Consider the following 6,067-nt stretch of genomic DNA (forward strand, 5'->3'; position numbering starts at 1 on the left):
CTCAGAATGAATTCTGAGGCTAATAGCTAAAGTCTATCTATTGAAGACTGAACAAGGGTTTTAGTCCACTTTAGTGGACTTTAGCTATCAGCCCAGAAATTTATTTCTGGGCGGGCGATGGTGCTAAGGGACTTCCAAATAAAAAAATATACAACTATTTATTGTGGGGTGGGCGTCTCGCCCGCCCATAGTCAAAGGCGGGCAAGATGCCCACCCCACAAGATTGGATAATTTATTTCTTGGAAGTCCCTAATCGAGAATGCTGCAAGATATCAGTTAAGGGTCAATCTTTTGACTCTTGACTAAATCATGGATTAATCGCTTCTCTAGACCACTCTTGCTGGTCATTACGGCAGTAAAGCCATCGATTTTGTGGTTCGCCGCGTAATTCTAAATGGTCTACTTGCATCGGATCGAGTAGCAGTAGACAAAAATTAGGTACTGGCTCAACAGGATCGGGTGCTGGTGGCTCAAAAGCTCCTAATTCTTGGATTCTGGGTTTACCAGGATAGGGCCAAGCAAACTGTAAACGCGCCGCATTACTTAATTCTTGCCACATTGCGATCCGGGCTAGCTGTAAATCCTGGTCAGAATCATCACTGCTGACCAGAGTCAAACAGCCAGTGATGCGGAATTGTTCGCGTGTATTGGGGAAGTACCAGCAAACTTCTGCCCAAGGTTGTTGCTGTATCTGGTCGGCTTTAGCGCTACGAGTATCAGTAATAAATTTTAGCTGGTTTGTATCTTCCAAAAAACCGCGAAAGACTAGGGTACGATTAGCGGGACGACCGTTCGCCTGCACCGTTGCTAGTTGGAGGTAACGGGCATAAACAAGGCTGCGGTTGCGATGGAGTGCATGAGCGATCGCGCTTCGCCAAGGAGCAAGAGTCATTGTAAAGTTCCGTACCTAACTATTGAGTATACTACTGTTAACAAAACAAAAACACAAATTTTCTAAATATATATAATAAATGGTTACAATTCCAATAATAGATTTAACTGCCTTTACCAATGGCAACACAATAACTCGGCAAACTGTTATCAAAATCTATCAAGCTTGCCATGAAATTGGCTTTATGTACTTAGAGAATCCAGGAATATCAAAAGACCTAATAAACCAAGTATTCAGTTACAGTCAATCTTTCTTCAATTTACCCTTAGAAGTTAAGCAAAAGCAAGCTTGGAGTGATGAGTTTAATAATACAGGATACGTTGGTCTTGAAAGAGAACGTCTTGACCCCAATAAACCAGGCGACTTGAAAGAGGCGTTTAATGTAAACAAACAAGCGGCTATAGGAATAGATGCTTCTATTCTTGCCTTTTATGATAATTGCACAGAACTTGCTAACACAGTGTTAAAAGCTTATGCTTTGGCGTTGGAATTGCCAGAAGATTTTTTTATTACAAGGCACAATCAACAAAATCATACCTTGCGCTTACTCCACTATCCCTCATTGCAGACACCACCCAAACCCGGACAGGTGCGTGCTGGTGAGCATTCCGATTATGGCAGTATTACCTTACTTTTCCAAGATGACGTTGGCGGGTTGGAAGTACAGACAGCATCTGGAGAGTGGATTGCTGCACCTGCAATTCCTGATACTGTGGTAGTTAATACTGGCGATTTAATGCAACGGTGGACAAATGATATGTTTTGCTCAACCAAGCATCGAGTAATGATTCCCAGTCACAACAAGGTGAACCAGTCCCGTTATTCTATGGCTTTTTTCTGTCATCCTAATGATGATACAGAAATAGCTTGTCTGGAAAGTTGCCAGAAAGAACAATCGCCTATTTATCCGCCTATCCTGGCGGGAGAATATCTTTTAAGTCGTTTACAAGCAACTTATGATAATTCGTAATTCGTAATTCGTAATTCGTAATTTATAAAATATGAAAACCTACGACTGGATTGTGGTTGGCGGTGGAATTGCGGGTGCTGCACTGGCATACGAATTAGTAAAAACTGGCTTTTGTGTTCTTTTGCTGGAGCAATATGAAACACCACAGAATGCAACCAGTTATAGTTATGGTGGGCTTGCTTATTGGTCGGGTACTACACCACTAACTCGTCTATTGTGCGAAGAAGCGATCGCGCGTTACCATATCCTATCTCAAGAGTTAGACGCTGATATCCAGTTTCGGGAATTAAATTTATTACTTACTATTTCAGCCGCTAATGACCCAGAAGCAACGGCTGCATCATATCATCATTTTGCCATTCCACCCCGTTTACTCAATGTTAAAGAAGCTTGTGAGTTGGAACCGCAGCTAAATCGAGAGGCGATATCTGGTGCTTTAACTGTCAAACATGGTCATATTCACCCAGAAAAAACAGCACAAGCTTACATCCAAGCCTTTAAGCGGGCTGGGGGTGAAATGCAGATTACCCAAGTATTGCAAGTATTGCAACATGGTGTAAAAACCACCACTGCAACTTTCCACAGTGCTAACGTTGTTATCTGTGCGGGTGGACTCAGCCGCCAGCTACTAAAATCTGCTGGTATTCCCGTCAAACTGTATTTTACCCATGCAGAAATTATTGAAACCCCACCGATGGATGTGCAGTTACGCACCTTAGTTATGCCAGCTAATCTGCAACGATTTCAACTAGAAGCTGAATCTACTCAAGTTGATGAATTGTGGGATGAACTTGGTAATGAGTTAGTACCACCGATTTTAGATGCGGGTGCGATTCAGTTTCAAGATGGTAGCTTTCGCATCGGTCAAATTAGCCGTGTTCTCACAGATCCTTATGCCAAGGTAAACTCAGAGGCGAGTGAAAAATGGCTGCGAAAAAGTATCGGTGAAGTTTTACCAACTTTAGAGAATTTACCAGGAACTTGGCATGATTGCTTGGTGGGATTTAGTAGCGATCGCCTGCCCTTGATTGGTACTATCCCAGGATTTGAGAGCATTCATTTATTCTCTGGTTTTAGCAATCCTTTGGTGATTATACCACCTTTGGCAAAGCGCTTTGCTAATTTTGCATCTGGCAATAAAGATGAGATTATTATCCAGCGATCTCTTCATTACTAACAATAGTTTCACAATACTACGCTTAACAAAGATTAATATTGTAAAGTTATTTTTTGGTGACAAAATCAGATATTTTGTATAATAAGTAACTTTTTCCTAGTAACTTATCGCACTATCATCACACTTTAAGTTTAATATTGTCAGCTTTCTATTAAGTTGGCTAATTGGTCAAGAGGAAAATTCATAAAAAGATGAGAAGACAATTTAACAGACGCAAGTTTTTAATCTACGGTTCTCTAACTTTTGGAAGCAGCTTTTTTCTGAAGGCTTGTGCGAATAATTCCCCAACTGCTACAGAGAGTCCAGTCGCACCTCCTGCTGCAACTCCTGCTGCTGCTACTGCTGGTGGCACAATCAAAGTAGGTATTTTGCACTCCCTTAGTGGCACAATGGCTATTAGTGAAAAAAGCGTTGTTGATGCTGAAAAATTAGCAATCAAAGAAATTAACGCTGCCGGTGGTATCTTAGGTAAACAAATTGAAGCAGTTACCGAAGATGGTGCTTCTAACTGGGATACTTTTAGAGAAAAGGCAACTAAGCTAATCGATCAAGATAAAGTCGCTGTAGTTTTTGGTTGTTGGACATCTGCTAGCCGTAAGAATGTTAAGCCAGTATTCGAGAGCAAAAATCACATGCTCTGGTATCCTGTGCAGTATGAAGGTCAAGAGTGTTCTAAAAATATTTTCTACACTGGTGCTGCTCCAAATCAACAAATTGAACCATCTGTTGATTGGCTGTTAAAAAATAAAGGAAAACAATTCTTTTTAGTTGGCTCTGACTACGTTTTTCCCCGCACTGCTAACACAATTATTAAAGCCCAATTAGAAGCTTTGGGCGGAAAAACAGTTGGTGAGGATTATTTACCTCTTGGCAATACAGAAGTTACGCCTATCATTACTAAAATAAAACAAAATTTGCCCAATGGTGGTGTGATTTATAACACCCTAAATGGTGATAGTAATGTCGCTTTCTTCAAACAATTGAAAGGGGCTGGATTGACACCAGAAAGATATCCTTCCATGTCTGTAAGTATTGCTGAAGAAGAAGTCAAAGCAATTGGTGTAGAGTATCTTAAAGGTCACTATGCAGCTTGGAACTATTTCCAAACAGTAGACACACCTGCTAACAAAAAATTTGTAGCAGCTTTTAAGAAAGAATACGGTGAAAATCGGGTAACAAATGACCCAATGGAAGCAGCATATATTGCAGTTTATTTGTGGAAGCAAGCAGTAGAAAAAGCTGGTACTACAGATATAGCGAAAGTGAGTGCTGCGGCCTATGGTCAAACTATAGATGCACCTGAAGGTAAAGTGACAATGGATGCCAATCATCACATATCTAAAATTGTGCGAATTGGTCAAGTAAGGCTAGATGGTTTGTTTGATATTGTTTATGCTACTCCAACAGCGGTTGAGCCAGTTCCTTGGAATCAATTTGTAAAAGAGACTAAGGGATTTGCTTGTGATTGGACTGACCCGGCTAAGGGTGGTAAGTACAAGAAAGTTTAATTTCTTAGTCATTGGTCATTAGTCATTAGTCATTAGTGAATAACAGATGATACATGACTAATGACAAATAGATGCTATGTAGGAGAAATAAGTGTTAGCAGGATTTTTAGAAGCTATCTTTAATGGTATTAGTATTGGCGCTGTATTATTAATTGCTGCGTTGGGGTTGGCGATTATATTTGGCTTGATGGGCGTTATCAATATGGCGCATGGTGAATTGATGATGTTTGGCGCTTATACAACATTTGTTGTGCAAAATGTCTGTAAACAATTAGGTGGAGTATGGTTTGAAGTCTATATATTTTTGGCTTTGATTATCGCTTTTATTTTCACGGCTGCTGTGGGATTAATTCTAGAAAGAGGCGTGATTCGTTATCTCTATGGACGCCCATTAGAAACTCTCTTGGCAACTTGGGGAGTAAGTTTGATTTTTCAACAGTTTGTTCGCAGCGTAAATTGGGTATTGATAATTGGCATAGGCTTATTTTCTCTGTTGTTTTTTGGAGGTTTATGGATTTTAAATTCTCGCACTGATTTGGGAAGAGTTCGTAACTGGATTGTGGCAGTAATATTTTTATTATCGCTGGGGGTGACAATCACAACGGGTAATTTATTGAGTCAAACTTATCAGTTAGCAGTTACTCAACCTTGGTTTGGCGCTCAAAATGTAGATGTAACTGCGCCTACTTGGTTACAAGCGGGGATGTCTTTGGGTGGTGTACAATTGCCCTTTGCTAGGTTATTTATTATTGGTTTAACAATAATCTGTGTGACGGGAATTTATTTATTTTTACAACGTTCTAGCTGGGGTTTAAGAATTCGGGCTGTGACGCAAAACCGGAGTATGAGTGCTTGTTTAGGTATTCCAACTCAAAAGGTTGATGCAATTACTTTTGCACTGGGTTCTGGTTTAGCTGGTGTGGCTGGATGTGCGATTAGTTTACTCGGTTCTGTGGGGCCAAATACGGGACAAAACTATATTATTGATACTTTTATGGTGGTTGTGGTTGGAGGTGTGGGGAATTTAGCCGGGACGATTGTGGCGGCGTTGGGTATTGGTACGGCTAATTTTTTAATTGGTTCTGGAACTTTGGCTTTGCTGTTGAGTCCTGTTAAGCCTTTGGCTGATTTGTTTACTTTTTTTGCGACGACGAGTATGGCTAAGGTGATGGTGTTTGCGCTGATTATTGTGTTTTTACAGTGGAAGCCTGGGGGGATTTTTCCGCAGAAGGGACGTACTGTTGATGTTTAAACGAACCGCCAAGACGCCAAGGACGCCAAGATGAGAAAGAAGGGAGGAAGGTTATTAATTGAGGTGGGGGTGGTGGTTACGATCGCACTTTTCCTCATTATTATTATGCCACTGTTGCTGACGGAGTTTCGTCTAAATTTGTTGGGCTATCATCCGCTAATGCCTTGAAAAAGCGGAGTAAGATGTTAAATTGCTCTGGTTGCATAACTAACTTCTAATTAGACATATATCTAATTAGAAGTATATCTAATTGAAAAGTTCAGATCAA

At 40.5% G+C, this 6,067-nt stretch carries 6 protein-coding genes; 5 read left to right on the forward strand and 1 reads right to left on the reverse strand.

Annotated elements, in window-relative coordinates; translation table 11 throughout:
* Positions 1 to 307: 307 nt before the first annotated feature.
* The gene (locus tag LC574_RS22160; RefSeq protein WP_229455659.1) at positions 308 to 892 is read right to left on the reverse strand and encodes an Npun_F5749 family FMN-dependent PPOX-type flavoprotein; all 585 of its coding nucleotides are present in this window, start codon (positions 890 to 892) and stop codon (positions 308 to 310) included.
* Between the two features lie 79 nt (positions 893 to 971).
* On the opposite strand from LC574_RS22160, the gene LC574_RS22165 reads away from it, so the two are divergent.
* From LC574_RS22165 to LC574_RS22185, 5 genes are all read left to right on the forward strand, one after another.
* On the forward strand, positions 972 to 1,862 hold the full coding sequence (locus LC574_RS22165; RefSeq protein WP_229455660.1) for an isopenicillin N synthase family oxygenase: 891 nt from the start codon (positions 972 to 974) through the stop codon (positions 1,860 to 1,862).
* A gap of 31 nt (positions 1,863 to 1,893) precedes the next feature.
* A complete protein-coding gene (locus tag LC574_RS22170; protein WP_229455661.1) occupies positions 1,894 to 3,039 on the forward strand; it encodes an FAD-binding oxidoreductase in 1,146 nt (381 codons plus the stop codon).
* Positions 3,040 to 3,230: 191 nt separating this feature from the next.
* Entirely contained in the window at positions 3,231 to 4,547 is a 1,317-nt protein-coding gene (urtA, locus tag LC574_RS22175) for an urea ABC transporter substrate-binding protein (RefSeq protein WP_229455662.1), read from the forward strand.
* A 91-nt stretch (positions 4,548 to 4,638) separates the two neighbouring features.
* A complete protein-coding gene (gene urtB, locus LC574_RS22180) occupies positions 4,639 to 5,799 on the forward strand; it encodes an urea ABC transporter permease subunit UrtB (protein WP_229455663.1) in 1,161 nt (386 codons plus the stop codon).
* Between the two features lie 30 nt (positions 5,800 to 5,829).
* Positions 5,830 to 5,967, forward strand: coding sequence for a hypothetical protein (locus tag LC574_RS22185; RefSeq protein ID WP_267871632.1), 138 nt, complete (start codon positions 5,830 to 5,832; stop codon positions 5,965 to 5,967).
* Positions 5,968 to 6,067: the final 100 nt, after the last annotated feature.

The organism is Nostoc sp. CHAB 5715, from assembly GCF_020829685.1.
In the GTDB taxonomy this organism is placed as follows: domain Bacteria; phylum Cyanobacteriota; class Cyanobacteriia; order Cyanobacteriales; family Nostocaceae; genus Nostoc.

Excerpts from the sequence above, each read along its gene's own strand:
- LC574_RS22160 (WP_229455659.1), bottom strand. The coding sequence starts at position 892 with ATGACTCTTGCTCCTTGGCGAAGCGCGATCGCTCATGCACTCCATCGC.
- urtA (WP_229455662.1), top strand. The coding sequence starts at position 3,231 with ATGAGAAGACAATTTAACAGACGCAAGTTTTTAATCTACGGTTCTCTA.
- LC574_RS22165 (WP_229455660.1), top strand. The coding sequence starts at position 972 with ATGGTTACAATTCCAATAATAGATTTAACTGCCTTTACCAATGGCAAC.
- LC574_RS22185 (WP_267871632.1), top strand. The coding sequence starts at position 5,830 with ATGAGAAAGAAGGGAGGAAGGTTATTAATTGAGGTGGGGGTGGTGGTT.
- LC574_RS22170 (WP_229455661.1), top strand. The coding sequence starts at position 1,894 with ATGAAAACCTACGACTGGATTGTGGTTGGCGGTGGAATTGCGGGTGCT.